Raw genomic sequence first — 16,428 nt, 5'->3', positions numbered from 1 at the left:
TCGCCATCCTGCGCGGGTCAGGCGCGGAGGAGCTTGACCGTCAACGAGTCGACGAGCACCGCGATGCGGTCATCGGCGGCCCAGCGCGCGGCGAGGCGCTGCAGCACGGCATCCAGCTCGCTCTGATCGAGACCCTCGATCAGCTGCAGTCGCACGACCAGCTCCGGGCCCCGAAGGCGCGCGCCCGGGTCGCCCGGGGCGACGGACAGGTCGAGAACGCCGAGCTCTCCGCCGATGCTCTCGTGCAGGCCCGCGAAGACCTCCGGCGACGCGTGCGCCGGCTCCCAGGGCAGTCCTTGGCCGATCGCCCAGACGGCGGGGCGCCGCAGCACGAACTCGGTCGGCGAGGCCGGATCGATCACGACGAGATCGGTGTCGTCGGCGGCCGCAGACAGGGCCGTGCGCACGCCGTCCACCGGCACGGGCCGCGCGGACGGGTCCCACGCAGCGAGCGTCTGGACCGAGGTGAAGACGGGCAGCACGCGGCGCCCGTCGGGTGCGGCGACCGTGACGATCGAGAGCTCCTGCGTCTTGTCGACGGTCAGGCCGGTCGGGCCTACGCCCTCCTCGCCCTTCTCCGCGACCAGCGGGATCAGCAGGCGTGCGGCGCGGTAGGCGTCGACCACCGCGACGGCGTCTCCGTCGCCCGCGCGGAATGCCAGCAGGGCCGCCAGGAGCGCGGGGTCGGCGGAGCCGTCGTCCGCGGCGTGCGGGTTCGCCTCGAAGCTGCGGCCGGCCCACGGGACGCCGGCCGAATCGGCGGGTCCGCAGGAGTGGTCAGCCTCCGGCGACATCCAGCGCCTCGGCGAGCGTGAACGCGCCCGCGTACAGGGCCTTGCCCACGATCGCGCCCTCGACACCGAGCGGCACGAGCTCGCGGAGCGCCGCGATGTCGTCGAGGCTCGAGATGCCGCCGGATGCGACGACGGGCTTGGGAGTGCGGCTGACGACCTCGCGGAGGAGCTCGATGTTGGGGCCGCGCAGCGTGCCGTCCTTCGTGACGTCGGTGACGACGTACCGGCTGCAGCCGGCGTCCTCGAGGCGCTCGAGCACCTGCCACAGATCGCCGCCGTCGCGGGTCCAGCCGCGGGCGGCCAGGGTCGTGCCGCGCACGTCGAGGCCGACCGCGATCGCCTCGCCGTAGCGGTAGATCACGTCGGAGGCCCATTCCGGGTTCTCCAGCGCCGCGGTGCCGAGGTTGATGCGCGCCGCGCCGCTCTCGAGCGCGGCCTCGAGGGTCGCGTCGTCGCGGATGCCGCCGGAGAGCTCGACCTGCACACCCTTCAGCTGCTTGATGACCTTCCGCAACACGGCGGTGTTGTTGCCGCGGCCGAAGGCGGCGTCGAGGTCGACGAGGTGGATCCACTGGGCGCCGTCGCGGGCCCAGGCGAGCGCGGCCTCGAGCGGGTCGCCGTAGCTCGTCTCGGTGCCGGCCTCGCCCTGCGTGAGGCGGACGGCCTTGCCGTCCGCGACGTCGACGGCGGGCAGCAGGATCAGTTCAGGGGTGGAAGCGAAATCGTTCATGGCTCCAGCAGGCGGTTGACTCGCGCGCGCGGATCCGCGCATGCACGAAGTGACAGCCTACTAGCCCTGCGGCAGAGCGCCGATCCAGTTGCCGAGCATCCGGATGCCGGCGGCCCCCGACTTCTCGGGGTGGAACTGCGTCGCCGACAGCGGGCCGTTCTCCACGGCGGCCAGGAACGGCGCGCCGTAGTCGCACCAGGTCAGCACCGGCTCGGCGAACGGCCGCATGACCTCGAGCGTCCAGTGCTGCGCCGCGTAGGAGTGGACGAAGTAGAAGCGCTCCTGCTCGATGCCGCGGAACAGCACCGATCCCTCGCCGGACCGGACAGTGTTCCAGCCCATGTGCGGCAGCACCGGGGCGTCGAGCTCGGTCACGGACCCGGGCCACTCCCCCATGCCCTCGGTGTCGACGCCGCGTTCGACGCCGTGCTCGAAGAGCACCTGCATCCCGACGCAGATCCCGAGCACCGGCAGCCCGCCGGCCAGACGGCGCTCGATGAGCTCGTCGCCGCGGCTCGCGCGGAGCGCGTCCATAACCGCGCGGAACGCGCCGACCCCCGGGACCACGAGACCGGCGGCGTCCTGGATGAGACCGCGATCGCGCGTCAGGCGCGCGTCGGCGCCGGCGGCCGCGAGGGCCTTGACCGCCGAGTGGACGTTGCCGGAGCCGTAATCGAGGACAGCGACCAAGGGGGCGTCGGTCACAGAGCGCCCTTCGTGCTGGGGATGCCGCGCACGTGCGGGTCGAGGGCCTTGGCCTGTCGGAAAGCGCGGGCGAACGCCTTGTACTCGGCCTCGGCGATGTGGTGCGGGTCGCGGCCGCCGAGCACGGTGATGTGCATCGTCAGCGCCGCGTTGTACGCGATGGCCTCGAAGGTGTGACGGACGAGGGAGCCGGTGAAGTGCCCCCCGACGAGGTGGTGCTCGTAGCCCGCGGGCTCCCCGGTGTGCACGAGGTAGGGGCGGCCGCTGATGTCCACGACGGCCTGCGCGAGCGCCTCGTCGAGCGGGACGAGGGCGTCGCCGTAGCGGGAGATGCCCGCCTTGTCGCCGAGCGCCTCGCGGATGGCCTGACCGAGCACGATCGCGACGTCCTCGACGGTGTGGTGCGCGTCGATCTCGGTGTCGCCCGACGCGCGCACCGTCAGGTCGGTGAGCGAGTGCTTCGCGAACGCCGTGAGCAGGTGGTCGAAGAACGGCACCGTGGTGTCGATGTGGCTCTGGCCGGTCCCGTCGAGATCGAGCTCGAGTTCGACGGTGGATTCGCTCGTCGCGCGGCGAAGGGAGGCCGTGCGGGGCGCGGGGCTGCTCATGCCTCCGAGTCTACCGAGCGCGCCATCGCGGCGCGGGCCGCATGACGGCCTCCCCCGCGGTCAGAGGGATGCGAGTGCCTCGAGGAAGGCCGTCGACTCGTCCTCGGTGCCCGCCGTCACGCGGAGGCTGTGCGGGATGCCGACGTCACGGATCAGGACGCCCCGGTCGTACAGCGCCTGCCAGGTGGCCGCGGGGTCCTCGACGCCGTCGAACAGGACGAAGTTCGTCCAGCTCTCGTACGGCGTGTAGCCGAGGGCCGACAGCGTGGCGGAGATGCGGTCCCGCTGGCCGACGATGTCATCGACCATCTGCAGCATCGTCGGCGCGTGTCTCAGCGCCGCCGTCGCCGCCGCCTGCGTGAGGGCGCTCAGGTGGTACGGCAGTCGCACGAGGCGCAGCGCATCGATGACGGCCGGGTCGGCCGCCAGATATCCGACGCGCGCGCCGGCGAAAGCGAACGCCTTGCTCATGGTCCGGCTCACGACGAGGCGCTCGCGGCCGGGCAGGAGGGTCAAAGCGGACCGCTCCTCGTGCGGCGCGAACTCCTGGTAGGCCTCGTCGACGATCACGATGCCGTCGGTGGCGTCGTAGACCGCCTCGACGACATCGGTGCGCAGGGGCGTGCCGGTGGGATTGTTCGGCGCGCAGAGGAAGACGACGTCGGGCTCGGCCTCGGCGACCTGCGCGGCCGCGTCGGCGGCGTCGAGCGTGTAGTCGACTCCGCGGGTCCCGGCGACGTACCGGGCGCCGGTCGCGCGGGTCAGCAGCGGGTACATCGAGTAGGTCGGCGCGAACCCGAAGGTCGTCCGCCCCGGACCCGCGAATGCCTGCAGCAGGTGCTGGAGCACTTCGTTCGAGCCGTTCGCGGCCCAGATCTGCTCGCGCGACAGCCCGTGTCCGAGATAGTCCGCGAAGCCCTCGCGCAGCTCGGTGAACTCGCGGTCGGGGTAGCGGTTGATGCTGCGCAGCGCCTGCGCGATGCTCACGATGATGTCGTCGGCGACCTCTTCGGGCACCGGGTGCGTGTTCTCGTTGACGTTGAGCGCCACCGGGAGCGGAGCCTGGGGCGCTCCGTAGGGCGTGAGGCCCCGGAGATCGTCGCGCAGCGGGAGGTCTTCCAGACGAACAGTCACCGTCCCATGGTAGGGCTCGGCGTCACTCGCCCGGCGCGTACTCCAGCGGGATGGCGACCTGCTGTCCGGCATCTAGTCGGGCGCTGCTCAGTGCGTTGAGCCGCATGATCGCGTCGACGACGTCGCGCGGGTCGGCGGTGGGGGCGACGCGCTCTGCGACGGACCACAGGGTGTCACCCGGCATCACCGTGACGGTCTCGAACGTGCCCTCAGGAGCGCTCCGCTCGCCCGAGGCGAGGGCGCCGCCGCCGGAGACGATCGCGATGCTGAGCGCGACGACGGCGGGGACCGAGGCGAGGGCGGCGAGGACGCGGCGCCCCCGCGTCGTGAGACGGAGACGGGTCGACGGGGCCGAAATGGCGGCGACGCCGGCGATGTCGATGGTGGTCATGGCTCCTCCTCAGGACTGCTGCCTCGGATGTGGAGAAGTTCGCCTCCCGCCCTCGGCCGGGAGAACCGGAGGCGAACTTCTCTTCCGAAGCTATCTTCGAACAGCTACAGTGTCAAGTGCATCCGTTCTCGGATTCTCTTCGAACGCGACACGCGAACGCTTGGCGGTGGAGAGGCCCGATACCGGATACGGTTTCGATGAACACACCCCATCACCGACCTCCGACATTCGAAGCCGAGTGCCCGGAGGCGGGTGACGAGAAGGAGCGCGAGATGAGCGAGAAGCCGCAGACCCGTCGGCGCAAGAGCCTCAGCGACAAGCAGCTGGCGATCCTCGAGGTCATCCAGCGATCCATCGCGCGGCACGGCTATCCGCCGAGCATGCGCGAGATCGGCGACGCCGTCGGGCTCAAGTCGCTCTCCAGCGTGACCCACCAGCTCAACCAGCTGGAGCTCAGCGGCTACCTGCGCCGCGACCCCGGCAAGACGCGCGCCATGGAGGTCCTCATCGACCTGCCCGGCGCCGCGACGGAGAACCCCGCCGACACGGCGCCCTCGGTCGGCGACGCGGCTCTGGTCCCCCTCGTCGGACGCATCGCCGCCGGCATCCCGATCACGGCGGAGCAGCAGGTCGAGGAGATCTTCCCGCTCCCGCGCCAGCTCGTCGGCAAGGGCGATCTGTTCATGCTCAAGGTCAGCGGCGAGTCGATGATCGACGCCGCGATCTGCGACGGCGACTGGGTCGTCGTGCGCTCCCAGGCGACGGCGGAGAACGGCGACATCGTCGCGGCGATGCTCGACGAGGAGGCGACGGTGAAGACCTTCCGCCAGCGCGACGGCCACACCTGGCTGCTCCCCCGCAACTCCGCGTTCGAGCCGATCCTCGGCGACGACGCCGTCGTGCTCGGCAAGGTCGTGGCGGTGCTGCGCGCCATCTGAGCCCGCAAGGCAGAGGCGACGCGCAGAGGCGACGCGCAGAGGCGACGCGCAGCGTCCGCTCAGACGGTCGCCTCCGCGCGGACGCGGACAGCGTGCGCGGCGCTCACGAGGTTGCGGAGCGCCGCGACGGTCTCCTCGTAGCCGCGCGTCTTGAGACCGCAGTCCGGGTTGGCCCACACCTGCCGCAGCGGCAGCCGATCCGCGGCACGCTGCAGCAGGTCGGTCACCTCGGCCACGGACGGCACCCGCGGCGAGTGGATGTCGTACGCGCCGGGCCCGATCCCGTGCGAGAAGCCGGATCGGGCGATGTCCTCGATGACGGCGCCGCGGCTGCGGGCCGCCTCGATCGAGGTGACGTCCGCGTCGAGAGCGGCGATGGCGTCGATCACAACGGCGAAGTCGGAGTAGCAGAGGTGGGTGTGCACGGCGGTCTCCGTCCGGGCTCCGCCCGTGGCGAGGCGGAAGGCGCCGACGGACCAGTCGAGGTAGCCGGGCTGGTCGGCGGCCTTCAGCGGCAGCAGCTCGCGCAGCGCCGGCTCGTCGACCTGGATGATGCGGATGCCGGCCGCCTCGAGATCGGCGATCTCGTCGCGGAGCGCGAGGGCGACCTGCGCAGCCGTGTCGGCGAGCGGCTGGTCGTCGCGGACGAAGGACCATGCGAGGATCGTGACCGGGCCGGTCAGCATCCCCTTGACGGGCTTCTCGGTCAGCGACTGGGCGTATCGCGACCAGGGCACCGTGATGGGGGCGGGGCGTGACACATCGCCCCAGAGGATCGAGGGCCGCGTCGCACGGGAGCCGTAGGACTGAACCCAGCCGTGCTGCGTGACCGCGAAGCCGTCGAGGTTCTCCGCGAAGTACTGGACCATGTCGTTGCGCTCCGGCTCCCCGTGCACGAGCACGTCGAGCCCGAGATCGAGCTGGAGGTCGATGACGCGGGAGATCTCGTCGCGGAGGAACCCGTCGTACTCCCCCGCCGTGATCTCGCCGCGGGTGAGCCGGGCGCGGGCGCGGCGGATCTCGTCGGTCTGCGGGAACGACCCGATGGTGGTCGTCGGCAGCGCCGGCAGCGGCAGCGCCTCCTCCTGCGCGGCGAGGCGGACCTCGTAGTCCTCGCGCCGGTGATCGGACGCGGTCAGCTGCGCGACGCGGGTGCGGACCGCGCCGTCCCGGACGCCGCCCGCCGTGCGCCGATCCGCCGCTGCGGCCGTCGCCGCGTCGAGCTCGGGCGCGATCGCATCCCGCCCCTCGCGCAGTCCGCGGGCGAGGGTCGCGACCTGCTGCACCTTCTGATCGGCGAAGGCGAGCCAGGACGCGAGGCGCGGGTCGAGGACCGTCTCGTCGACGACGTCGTGCGGCACGTGCTGCAGCGAGGTCGACGTGGCGACGGCCACGGGTGCGCCGAGGGCCCGCAGTTCGTCGAGCGTCGTCGCGGCGGCGGCGAGGTCGCCCCGCCAGACGTTGCGTCCGTCCACGACGCCGCCGACGAGCGTCTTGCCCGCGAGGCCCGGCACCGGCGCGGGCACGTCGCCTCGGTGCAGGTCGAGGGCGAGCGCCTCGACGGGCGCCGCCGCGAGTGCCTCCCACGCCGCGGTGGAGAGCTGGGCGTACCCGGCCGCGACGAGGATCGCAGGGCGCGTGGTCGCGGAGCCGAGCACGTCGTAGGCGCGTCGCGCGGCGTCGGCGAGCTCGGCGGGGGTCGCGCCGAGGCTCTCCGACACGAGGGCCGGCTCGTCGAGCTGCACCCAGTCGGCGCCGGCGGCCCGCAGCGTCGCGAGGAGCTCGACGTACACCGGCAGCAGGTCCTCGAGGCGATCGAGCGGGCGGAAGCCCTCCGGTGCGGCATCCGTCGCCTTGGCGAGCGCGAGCAGCGTCACGGGACCGACGACGACGGGGCGCACCGTGACGCCGTCCGCACGCGCCTCCGCGACCTGACGGGCGAACCGGTCGCTGGACAGCGCGAACACCGTCTCGGGCCCGATCTCGGGGACCAGGTAGTGGTAGTTCGTGTCGAACCACTTCGTCATCTCCAGCGCGGCACGGTCGCCCTCGCCGCGCGCGGCCGTGAAGTACGCCGTGAGGGGGATCTGCCCGTCCGCGTCGCGCAGGTCGGCGAACCGTGCCGGAAGCGCCCCGACGGTGACCGCCGCGTCGAGCACCTGGTCGTAGAAGGAGAACGACTCCGGGATCGACGAGTCGGCGCGGCCGAGGCCCAGCTCCACCAGTCGCGCGCGGGTCGCGCGGCGCAGGTCGGCGGCCGTCGTCTCGAGCTGCTCGAGCGTGAGGGCACCGGACCAGTGCTGCTCGACAGCGCGCTTGAGCTCGCGGCGGCGGCCGATGCGCGGGTATCCCAGGATCGTGCCGGTCGGGAAGGAAGCGGTCATGCGGAGAACTCCTCGGTGCGGGTGCGGACGCCGGCCTCGCGGAGGACGGCCAGCACGTTGTCATGGTTGTTGAAGGCGTAGAGGTGGATGCCGGCGGCCCCGCCGGCGAGGACGTCGCGCGCGAGCGCGGCCGCGTGCTGGATGCCGATCTCACGGCGCCCCTCGACGGTCGGCTCCACGTCGAGGGCGACCGCCAGGTCGGAGGGCAGCGCTTCGCCGGTCAGCTCGACGACACGGCGCAGTCGGCCGGGCGACGTGATCGGCATGATGCCGGGCAGGATCGGGATGGTGACGCCCGCGGCGCGTGCGACGTCGGCGAAGCCCAGGTAGTCGTGGGCGTGGAAGAACAGCTGGCTGATCGCGAACGTCGCGCCCGCGGCCTGCTTGGCCAGCAGCGCATCGATGTGCTCGAGGCGGTGCCGGGAGCGCGGGTGGCCGTTGGGGAAGGCGGCGACGGCGATCTCGACGCGGGTGCGCGGCGCCACGCGTGCGGCGCCCGGGGTGCCGGGGACGGGAGCCTCGGTGTACGGCGCGCGCTCGGCCTGCACGCGATCGATGAGCTGCACGAGCTCGGCGGCGCTGGAGAGGTCGCCGACGTACTCCTCGCCCTCCACGGCGTCGGCGGGCGGGTCGCCGCGCAGCGCGAGGAACCGCGTGATCCCGGCATCCAGGAACTCCCGGATGAGGGTCGTCGCGTCCGCGTAGCTGGATCCGACGCACGTGAGGTGTGCCAGCGGTGGGATGGAGGTCTCCCGCAGGATGTGCGTGAGCACCTCGAGGGAGCGTCCGCCGGTCGACCCGCCCGCCCCGAAGGTCACCGAGATGAACTCCGGGCCCGCGGCGGCCAGCCGCCGGATCGTCTCGTGCAGCGCGGGCAGCCCGGCGTCGGTGCGCGGCGGATAGATCTCGAAGGAGAACGGCACCGCGGCGGCGGGGGTTGCGCTCGACATGGTCTCTCCAGGGTCAGGGGCGTCGTCTCGGGCCGGTCGGCCGCGGTCGCACTTCCGTCGCGGGACGGCAGTGCATCGCGGGCGGGTGCCGGGCTCGGCTGTCGCTCCTGCCCGGCGATGACCGGGCGTCGATGGCATCACTTTACGACCGCCCGGAAGCGGCGCGCAGGCGTGTGACGCGATGTTGCACGGGGCTTACGGTGGACCCATGCCCGCAGAGATGCCCTACGGTTCCTGGCCTTCTCCGCTCACCGCCGAGCGGGCGACGTCGAGCTCCGCCCGCTACGAGGGAGCCGCGTTCGCGGGTGGTGAGATCTGGTGGGGCGAATCGCTCCCCGACGAGGGCGGGCGCACCGCGGTGCGGCGCCGCGGCGCCGACGGGGCGATCGAGAGCCTTCTGCCCGCGCCGTGGAACGCGCGCTCGCGCGTGCACGAGTACGGCGGCGGGTCCTGGGCGGCGACGGAGGAGGGGCGGCTGTTCTTCGTCGAGAAGAGCGACCAGCGGGTGTGGACCGTGCGGCCGGGTGAGGAGCCCCGCGCACTCACGCCACCGGCCGAGGACGAGGACGTCCGCTTCGGCGGTCTGCGGTGGCAGGAGGGGATCCTGCTGGCGGTCCGCGAGCGCCACGGCGACGAGCCGGTCCCCCTCCGCGACATCGTGTCGATCGACGCGCACGGGACGGTGACGAGCCTCGTGGCCGGGAGCACGTTCCTCGCGCAGCCCGCCCTGTCCCCCGGCGGCCGGCACCTGGCCTGGGTCGCGTGGGATCACCCCGACATGCCGTGGGATCGGACGCAGGTGCGCGTCGGACGACTCGAGGACGGCGTCGTGGCCGAGTGGACCGGCCTCTCGTCCGGAGAGACGGCGGCGCTGCAGCCGGAGTGGGTGTCAGCCGACGAGCTGCTCTTCACCGACGATGCGAGCGGGCGCTGGAACCTGTCGCGGGTGCGTCTGGACGCCGATCTGGATGCGGATGCCGTCTTCCCGGCGGACGCCGACACCGGCGGGCCCCTATGGGTGCTCGGCGTGCGGTGGTACGCGCCGCTCCGCGACGGCGGCGTCCTGGCGGTGCAGACCCAGGGGAGCGACCGTCTGGTCCTGATCGGCGCCGACGGCACGGCATCCCCCGTCGATCTTCCCGCGACGACGCGTCTCGTCGTGGAGGCGTGCGACGGCGTCCGCGCACTGGTCTCGGGTGCCGGCGCCGACGGGAGCGGCATCTGGCTGATCGGCGCATCGGGCACCGTCGAACGTGTCACGCCCGCAGCAGGCGGGCTCGCGGCGGAGTGGTACCCCGCGGGGCGACCCGTCACCTTCGCGGGTCCGCGCGGCGACGTGCACGCGTTCGACTTCCCGCCGACGAACCCCGAGGTCAGGGCGCCGGCGGAGGAGCTCCCGCCGTACATCGTGTTCGTGCACAGCGGCCCGACCTCGCACGTCGGCGGTGTCGCGGACGGCAAGATCGCCTACTTCACGAGCCGCGGCATCGGCGTGCTCGATGTCAACTACGGCGGGTCCACCGGCTACGGGCGCGCGTACCGCGAGCGGCTGCGGGGACAGTGGGGCGTCGTGGATGTCGATGACGTCGCCGCCGCGGCGGCCGGTCTCGTGGCGGAGGGCCGCGCCGACGCGCGACGCCTCGCCATCGAGGGCGGCTCGGCCGGCGGATGGACCGTGCTCGCCGCACTCGTGGGCACCGACGTCTTCCACGCGGGCATCTCCCGCTACGGGGTGGGCGACGCGCGTGCCCTCGCCGCGGACACGCACGACTTCGAGGCCCGCTACCTCGACGGTCTCATCGGACCGCTGCCGGAGGCCGAGTCGGTGTACATCGAGCGGTCCCCGCTCGGCCGTCCGGACCGGTTCCGCGTCCCTCTCCTGCTGCTGCAGGGGGCGGAGGATGCCGTCGTCCCGCCGACGCAGGCGGAGGCGATCCGTGCGGCGCTGGCGGCGCGGGGCGTCCCGCACGCGTACGTCCTGTACGAGGGCGAGGGCCATGGCTTCCGCCGCGCCGACACGATGGTCCACGCGCTCGCGACGGAGCTGGCCTTCGTCGGCCAGGTGTTCGGCTTCGCGACGCCGGGCGTGGATCCGGTCGCGCTCAGCTGAGCGCGTATGGCGCGAGCTGCGAGGCGAGGTGCTCGGAGACGTGCGCATGCACGGCCGTGCCCTCCTCCTCGTGGCGCGTCGAGATGATGTGCCCGCTCTCGTGGACGGCGTTGATGAGGTCGCCGCGCTCGTACGGCACGAGCGCGCGCACCTCGACGGCGGGCAGCGGCAGCGCCTCCTCGATCGCGGCGCGCAGCTCGGCGATGCCCTCACCGGTCCGTGACGAGGCGAACAGGGCGCCGGGCTCCAGCCCACGCAGCACGAGCCGCGTGTCCGGGTCGACGAGATCGGCCTTGTTGAAGACGACGATCTCGCGCGTGGATCGCGCGCCCACATCGCCCATCACATCGCGCACGGTGAGCAGCTGGGCGGCGGGATCGGGATGGGATCCGTCGACGACGTGCACGATGACGTCGGCGTCGGCGACCTCCTCGAGCGTCGAGCGGAACGCCTCGACGAGCTGGTGCGGCAGGTTCCGGACGAAGCCGACGGTGTCGGTGAGCGTGTACACGCGGCCGTCGGCGGCCTCCGCGCGGCGGACAGTCGCATCCAGGGTCGCGAACAGCGCGTTCTCGACGAGGACGCCCGCGCTCGTCAGCCGGTTCAGGAGGCTCGACTTGCCGGCGTTGGTGTAGCCGGCGATCGCCACGGAGGGGATCGTGTTGCGCTTGCGGTCGGCGCGCTTGGCTTCGCGGGCCGGACCGAAGTCGCGGATCTGGCGGCGCAGCAGCGCCATCTTCGTGCGGATGCGGCGACGATCCAGCTCGATCTTCGTCTCACCGGGGCCGCGCGAGCCCATGCCCGCACCGCCGGCGCCGACCTGGCCACCGGCCTGGCGGCTCATCGAATCACCCCAGCCGCGCAGGCGCGGCAGGAGGTACTCGAGCTGTGCGAGCTCGACCTGCGCCTTGCCCTCGCGACTCTTGGCGTGCTGGCTGAAGATGTCGAGGATGACGGTGGTCCGGTCGATGACCTTGACCTTCACGACGTCCTCGAGCGCACGGCGCTGGCTCGGGGCGAGCTCGGTGTCGGCGATCACGGTGTCGGCGCCGACGGCTGCCACGAGGTCGCGCAGCTCGGAGGCCTTGCCGCGGCCGATGTAGGTCGCCGGGTCGGGATGCGGGCGGCGCTGCAGCACGCCGTCGAGCACGACGGCGCCCGCGGTCTCGGCGAGGGCGGACAGCTCGCGCAGCGAGTTCTCGGCATCCTCCTGCGACCCCTGCGGGTACACGCCCACCAGCACGACGTTCTCCAGCCGCAGCTGCCGGTACTCGACCTCGGTGACGTCCTCGAGCTCGGTGGACAGCCCAGGGACGCGGCGGAGCGCGGCGCGCTCCTCACGGTCCCACTGCTCGCCGTCGCTGTCGCCGTAGGTGACCGTCGCGGCATCCTGCAGCGCCTGCGCGCCACCGAACACGCGCACCGCGGATCGCGCGTCGGCGCGCGCCAGCACACGATCCACCGGGTCCACCGGCGTCTCGTCCGTGCTCTGGGGTGTCATGGCGTCTGTCATATCGTCCTTCCGAGGGCGGCCTCGCGGTCCACCCGTGCACTCTAGCCTCCCCCGCCGGGCGGCTCCTCCGCTACGCTCGTCACCGTGGGGAGCGATCATTACTTCAGCGCGACCCCGTCCAGTGCCGAGAACCTCCGGCGCATCCGCGTGACCCTCGCGGGCCGTCCGATGGAGGTCGAGACCGCAGGGGGCGTCTTCAGCCCCGAGCACGTCGACGGCGGGACGGGCGTCCTCTTGGCGAACACGCCGCCGCCGCCGGCCGGCGGTCACCTGCTCGACCTCGGAAGCGGATGGGGTCCCATTGCGCTGTCACTCGCGCTGGAAGCCCCGCACGCGACCGTGTGGGCCGTCGATGTCAACGAGCGTGCTCTCGACCTCGTACGGCGCAACGCCGTGTCCCTCGGGCTCGACAATGTCAACGCCGTGCTCCCCGAGGATGTTCCCGACGACGTCTCGTTCCGCACCATCCGATCGAACCCGCCCATCCGCGTCGGGAAGAACGAACTGCACGGGCTGCTCGAACGGTGGATCCCGCGCCTCGACGAACGAAGCGACGCGTGGCTCGTCGTGCAGCGGAACCTGGGCTCGGACTCGCTGCAGCGCTGGCTCGCGGCGACGTTCGAGAAGGGCTACTCGGTCTCGCGCGCAGCAACGGGTCGTGGTTTCCGCGTGCTGCGCGTGCGCCGGCACGGCACGCCGGCCACGGCGCCGATCGACCTGCCCTGAGGCGGCGGCCGCTCAGGCCAGCGCGACCTCGCCGCTGAAGACGAGCGCGGCGGGGCCGGAGAGCAGGACGTGCTCGCCGTCCTCGTGCGTCACGACGCGGACGCCGAGGCGCCCGCCGGGAACGTCGACCGTCCACCGCTCGGGGGCTCCGGCGCCGGCCCAATGCCGCACGGCGAGTGCGGAGGCTGCGACACCGGTGCCGCAGGAGAGCGTCTCGCCGACGCCCCGCTCGAACACCCGCATCGTGATGGCGCCGACGCCGTCCCGCACGAGCGGGTCGGCGGGCACGACGAACTCGACGTTCGCGCCGGCCCTCGGAACGGGGTCGAGCACGGGCTGGACCGTCAGGTCGAGACCCTCGAGCTCGGCGATCGTGTGCAGCGCCACGACGACGTGCGGGTTGCCCACGTCGATGCCCTGGCCGGGGCGGGCGACGGACAGACCGCGCGCGCGGACCAGAACGTCGGCGTCGTCGGGACGCCAGATGCCCAGGTCGACTTCGAAGCCGGTGTCGACGCGGGTCACGGTCTTGACGCCCGCGCGCGTCCCGATGCGCAGCACCTCATCGCCGTCGAGGGATGCGAGGCCCGCGTCGACGAGGTACTTCGCGAACACGCGGATGCCGTTGCCGCACATCTCCGCGGCCGACCCGTCGGCGTTGCGGTAGTCCATGAACCACTCCGCGTCCGGCGTGCTCGCACCTTCGGGGAGGGCGGCCGAGCGCACGACGCGCAGCGTGCCGTCGGCGCCGATCCCGAACCGCCGGTCGCAGAGGGCCGCGACCTGATCATCGCTCAGCGCGAGCGCTCCGTCGGGGTCTGCGACGATGACGAAGTCGTTGCCGGTCCCCTGGCCCTTCGTGAACGGGATGGTCTGCGGCATCCCGCCAGTCTAGATCGTGGCGCCGGCGGCCGGCCGCGGGCGGGGCACAACCCGGGTCGGTCAGACCGCCCCGTCGATGAGCGCGGCGGGGTCGGTGTCGGGACCGACCCACACGATGCCGGGGTACCGCTTGAACCACGACACCTGGCGGCGCGCGTAGCGCCGGGTCAGCGCCTGCGTCTCGGCGATCGCCTCGTCCTGGGTCTTCTCGCCCGCCAGTTGAGCGACCGCCTGCGCATACCCGATCGCGCGGCGGGACGTGAGTCCGTCGTCGAGGCCGTCGGCGCGGAGCCCCGCCACCTCGTCGAGCAGCCCGCCTGTCCACATCCGCTCGACGCGGGCGTCGAGGCGGGCGACGAGCTCGGCGCGGTCGACGTGGACCCCGATGATCGAGGTCGGCTCGTGCCACAGCACGGGCGCGGCGGGAAGCGCGGCGCCGTGCGTGTCCTCCCCCTGCAGCACGACCTCGAGCGCGCGGACGATCCGCCGGCCGTTCCGCGGGTCGACCCGCTCGGCGGTCGCGGGGTCGAGGTCGCGCAGTCGGCCGAGCAGCGACCCCGGACCGCGCTCGGCGAGCTCCTGCTCCAGCTCGGCGCGCAGGGTGTCGTCGCGCGGCGGGAACCGGAAGTCGTACAGGACGCTCGAGACGTACAGCCCCGAGCCGCCGACGAGGATCGCGTCCGCTCCCCGCGACATGATCCGCTCGATCGCGGCCCGCGCCTGCGCCTGGTAGGCCGCGACGGCGGCTTCGTCGGTCACGGCGAGCACGTCGAAGAGATGGTGCGGGATGCCGCGGCGCTCGGCCTCGGGAAGCTTCGCGGTGCCGATGTCCATGCCGCGGTACAGCTGCATGGCATCCGCGTTGACGATCTCCGCTCCCCCGCCGCGGCGGGCCAGCTCCTCCGCGAGGCGCAGCGACAGCGCCGTCTTGCCGGTGCCGGTTGCCCCGACGAGGGCCCAGAGGCGCGGGGCGGTCACTGTCCGATGCGCAGCGTGGGCAGTCCCAGCGACACGGCGCGCGGGGCACCGGTCTGGGCCGCCGGGGCCGGCACGCCGCAGGACTCGGCCTGAGCGCGGTCCCACGCGTCGCCGGCGCGCGTCGGACGGATGCGCAGCGGGGCGCCGTCGGTGCTGTCGGCGAGGAGATGGAACGGCGCGGCGTGCGTCACGACGACCGACACGATGTCGCCGGGGCGAGGCGTCCGCGAGCCTACGGGGAGCTCGAAGTGCACGAGACGGTTGTCCTCGGCGCGGCCCGTGAGGCGGTGCGTCGCGGCATCCTTCTTGCCCTCGCCGGTGGAGACGAGCACCTGCAGTTCGCGGCCGACCTGTTTCTGGTTCTCCTCCAGCGAGATGCGCTCCTGCAGGGCGATGAGCCGCTCGTAGCGCTCCTGCACGACGGCCTTGGGGACCTGGTCGGGCATCGTCGCGGCGGGAGTGCCCTCGCGGATCGAGTACTGGAACGTGAAGGCGCTCGCGAAGCGGGCCTGCTCGACGACGCGGAGGGTGTCCTCGAAGTCGGCATCCGTCTCGCCCGGGAACCCGACGATGATGTCCGTCGAGATCGCCGCGTGCGGGATGCGCTCGCGCACGCGGTCGAGGATGCCGAGGAACTTCTCGCTGCGGTAGGACCGACGCATCGCCTTCAGGATGCTGTCCGAGCCGGACTGCAGCGGCATGTGCAGCTGCGGCATGACGGCGGGCGTCTCGGCCATCGCGTCGATCACGTCGTCCGTGAACGCGGCGGGATGCGGGCTCGTGAAGCGGATGCGCTCGAGCCCGGGGATCTCGCCCGCGGCGCGCAGGAGCTTGCCGAACGCCTGCCGGTCGCCGAACTCGACGCCGTAGCTGTTCACGTTCTGGCCGAGGAGGGTCACCTCGAGGGCGCCGTCGTCGACGAGGAGGCGGATCTCGCTGAGGATGTCGCCCGGGCGGCGATCCTTCTCCTTGCCGCGCAGGCTCGGCACGATGCAGAAGGTGCAGGTGTTGTTGCAGCCGACCGAGATCGAGACCCAGCCGCTGTAGATCGAGTCGCGCTTGGTCGGCAGCGTCGAGGGGAACACCTCGAGCGACTCGAGGATCTCCAGCGCCGCGTCGCCGTTGTGCCGTGCCCGCTCGAGCAGGCTCGGCAGGGAGCCCATGTTGTGCGTGCCGAACACGACATCGACCCACGGCGCCTTGTCGAGGACGGCATCCTTGTCCATCTGGGCGAGGCAGCCGCCCACCGCGATCTGCATGCCCTCGTGCTTGTCCTTGCGGGACTTGAGATGCCCGAGCGTGCCGTAGAGCTTGCCGGCGGCGTTGTCGCGGACGGCGCACGTGTTGATGACGACGACGTCGGCCTCGGCGCCCGCCTCGGCGAGGACGTAGCCCGCGCTCTCCAGCGAACCGGACAGTCGCTCGGAGTCGTGCACGTTCATCTGACACCCGAACGTGCGTACCTCGTAGGTGCGGGCGCGGCCGTCGGCGGCGTGCGCGGCGACCGAGGGCGCGATGAGGGTCGGCGAGGAGGACGGGGAAGTCATGATGGACACATTCTACGAGCCGGGACGGCGCGGGCTCT

General features: G+C 72.6%; 15 protein-coding genes. 3 read left to right on the top strand and 12 right to left on the bottom strand.

Annotated features, from left to right (window positions below; translation table 11 throughout):
• Nucleotides 1-17 precede the first annotated feature (17 nt).
• The 6 genes from QZL85_RS13925 to QZL85_RS13900 are packed head-to-tail and all read right to left on the bottom strand — an operon-like array spanning nt 18 to nt 4,362.
• Nucleotides 18-794 (bottom strand): SseB family protein, encoded by a 777-nt coding sequence (locus tag QZL85_RS13925; protein WP_295577812.1) that lies wholly within the window; start codon nt 792-794, stop codon nt 18-20.
• Nucleotides 778-1,524 carry a bifunctional 1-(5-phosphoribosyl)-5-((5-phosphoribosylamino)methylideneamino)imidazole-4-carboxamide isomerase/phosphoribosylanthranilate isomerase PriA gene (gene priA / locus QZL85_RS13920; protein ID WP_295577810.1) on the bottom strand — a complete coding sequence of 249 codons (747 nt, stop codon included), beginning with the start codon at nt 1,522-1,524 and terminating at the stop codon, nt 778-780. Before priA ends, QZL85_RS13925 begins: the two co-directional genes overlap by 17 nt.
• Nucleotides 1,525-1,584: 60 nt before the next feature.
• Nucleotides 1,585-2,229 (bottom strand): imidazole glycerol phosphate synthase subunit HisH, encoded by a 645-nt coding sequence (hisH, locus tag QZL85_RS13915; protein ID WP_295577809.1) that lies wholly within the window; start codon nt 2,227-2,229, stop codon nt 1,585-1,587.
• The gene (hisB, locus tag QZL85_RS13910) at nt 2,226-2,837 is read right to left on the bottom strand and encodes an imidazoleglycerol-phosphate dehydratase HisB (RefSeq protein ID WP_295577807.1); all 612 of its coding nucleotides are present in this window, start codon (nt 2,835-2,837) and stop codon (nt 2,226-2,228) included. Before hisB ends, hisH begins: the two co-directional genes overlap by 4 nt.
• A gap of 60 nt (nt 2,838-2,897) precedes the next feature.
• Entirely contained in the window at nt 2,898-3,971 is a 1,074-nt protein-coding gene (locus QZL85_RS13905) for a histidinol-phosphate transaminase (protein ID WP_295577805.1), read from the bottom strand.
• 22 nt (nt 3,972-3,993) lie between these two features.
• On the bottom strand, nt 3,994-4,362 hold the full coding sequence (locus QZL85_RS13900) for a LysM peptidoglycan-binding domain-containing protein (protein WP_295577803.1): 369 nt from the start codon (nt 4,360-4,362) through the stop codon (nt 3,994-3,996).
• Between the two features lie 272 nt (nt 4,363-4,634).
• Here QZL85_RS13900 and lexA point away from each other — a divergent pair, with 272 nt between their 5' ends.
• The gene (gene lexA, locus QZL85_RS13895; protein WP_295577801.1) at nt 4,635-5,300 is read left to right on the top strand and encodes a transcriptional repressor LexA; all 666 of its coding nucleotides are present in this window, start codon (nt 4,635-4,637) and stop codon (nt 5,298-5,300) included.
• Between the two features lie 59 nt (nt 5,301-5,359).
• Here lexA and metE read toward each other — a convergent pair whose 3' ends face one another.
• Together metE and QZL85_RS13885 are read right to left on the bottom strand one after the other, a co-directional pair.
• Entirely contained in the window at nt 5,360-7,684 is a 2,325-nt protein-coding gene (metE, locus tag QZL85_RS13890) for a 5-methyltetrahydropteroyltriglutamate--homocysteine S-methyltransferase (protein ID WP_295577799.1), read from the bottom strand.
• Entirely contained in the window at nt 7,681-8,634 is a 954-nt protein-coding gene (locus QZL85_RS13885) for a methylenetetrahydrofolate reductase (protein WP_295577797.1), read from the bottom strand. The genes metE and QZL85_RS13885 overlap by 4 nt, the downstream gene beginning before the upstream one ends.
• A gap of 208 nt (nt 8,635-8,842) precedes the next feature.
• Between QZL85_RS13885 and QZL85_RS13880 the strand changes: the two genes are divergently transcribed.
• Nucleotides 8,843-10,744, top strand: coding sequence for a prolyl oligopeptidase family serine peptidase (locus QZL85_RS13880; protein ID WP_295577795.1), 1,902 nt, complete (start codon nt 8,843-8,845; stop codon nt 10,742-10,744).
• On the opposite strand, the gene hflX is transcribed toward QZL85_RS13880, so the two are convergent.
• Nucleotides 10,737-12,257, bottom strand: a complete 1,521-nt coding sequence (gene hflX / locus QZL85_RS13875) for a GTPase HflX (RefSeq protein ID WP_295577793.1) — start codon at nt 12,255-12,257, stop codon at nt 10,737-10,739. The two genes, QZL85_RS13880 and hflX, sit on opposite strands and share 8 nt — an antisense overlap.
• Before the next feature lie 84 nt (nt 12,258-12,341).
• Between hflX and QZL85_RS13870 the strand changes: the two genes are divergently transcribed.
• Nucleotides 12,342-12,983, top strand: coding sequence for a class I SAM-dependent methyltransferase (locus QZL85_RS13870; protein ID WP_295577791.1), 642 nt, complete (start codon nt 12,342-12,344; stop codon nt 12,981-12,983).
• A gap of 12 nt (nt 12,984-12,995) precedes the next feature.
• Here QZL85_RS13870 and dapF read toward each other — a convergent pair whose 3' ends face one another.
• The 3 genes from dapF to miaB are packed head-to-tail and all read right to left on the bottom strand — an operon-like array spanning nt 12,996 to nt 16,390.
• A complete protein-coding gene (gene dapF / locus QZL85_RS13865) occupies nt 12,996-13,865 on the bottom strand; it encodes a diaminopimelate epimerase (protein ID WP_295577788.1) in 870 nt (289 codons plus the stop codon).
• 60 nt (nt 13,866-13,925) lie between these two features.
• On the bottom strand, nt 13,926-14,843 hold the full coding sequence (miaA, locus tag QZL85_RS13860; RefSeq protein ID WP_295577786.1) for a tRNA (adenosine(37)-N6)-dimethylallyltransferase MiaA: 918 nt from the start codon (nt 14,841-14,843) through the stop codon (nt 13,926-13,928).
• Nucleotides 14,840-16,390 (bottom strand): tRNA (N6-isopentenyl adenosine(37)-C2)-methylthiotransferase MiaB, encoded by a 1,551-nt coding sequence (miaB, locus tag QZL85_RS13855; protein WP_295577784.1) that lies wholly within the window; start codon nt 16,388-16,390, stop codon nt 14,840-14,842. The genes miaA and miaB overlap by 4 nt, the downstream gene beginning before the upstream one ends.
• Between the last annotated feature and the right edge of the window lie 38 nt (nt 16,391-16,428).

The organism is uncultured Microbacterium sp., from assembly GCF_900078385.1.
GTDB lineage: Bacteria > Actinomycetota > Actinomycetes > Actinomycetales > Microbacteriaceae > Microbacterium.
Note: the sequence above shows the minus strand (reverse complement) of the source record. Positions and strands in the feature narration are given on the sequence as shown.